The organism is Marinimicrobium sp. UBA4209, assembly GCF_002381585.1.
In the GTDB taxonomy this organism is placed as follows: domain Bacteria; phylum Pseudomonadota; class Gammaproteobacteria; order Pseudomonadales; family Cellvibrionaceae; genus Marinimicrobium; species Marinimicrobium koreense.
The window spans coordinates 33,667-34,276 of record NZ_DFTP01000095.1 but is presented as its reverse complement, the minus strand read 5'-3'; the positions used below and the strand labels follow the sequence as shown (position 1 = coordinate 34,276).

General features: G+C 56.6%; 1 protein-coding gene. It reads right to left on the bottom strand.

Annotation, left to right across the window (positions count from 1 at the left end):
- Positions 1 to 186: 186 nt before the first annotated feature.
- The coding region (locus B3187_RS14145) for a flagellar protein FlaG (RefSeq protein WP_349678205.1) at positions 187 to 610 on the bottom strand (424 nt) is incomplete at its 5' end.

Sequence of the window (610 nt, the reverse complement as noted above, 5' to 3'; positions counted from 1 at the left end):
GCGCGCATCCGCCGTAACCCAAAGCCGCCGTCAAAGCCCCGACAACCGGGACATACCGGCACCACACGGGTGCCCTACAACGCTATCGGCCGCTTTTGCACAAACTTTAACCGATAATAAACCCTTAAACTACAGATGCAAAAAAGGGGCCGTAAGGCCCCTCTTGATCACCAATATTGGTGTCCACTACGCTTGTTCACTGAAAAAGTGCACCGGCTCATCCGGCTGAAGGCTACGGGCGATATCCAAAAAAACCTCATTGGGAATCTGCCGAATCACCTCCTGGGTCTCGCGATCCAGCACCTTCACAATGGTTTCACCCAACTCCTCGTCAATGGAGAACCGCAGGTCCCGCTGGCTGGCTTGCAGATAATCGTTCATCTGGCTTACCGCCTCGCTCAGATCCTCCGCCAAAGCGGTTTGATCCTGTGCCGGGCTCTGCAACTCCACCACCGGCTGAGACGACGAAGAGGGCGGCAAATTCTTGCCCCCCTCAACCGCGTCCCGGCTGGTACCGGGTGAAACGGACCGAGCCGTGCCGCTTAAGGCATCGGACCGACCGTAGCTGTGGATATTGGTTACGTCACTCATGGTATTACCCTCGGTAAGG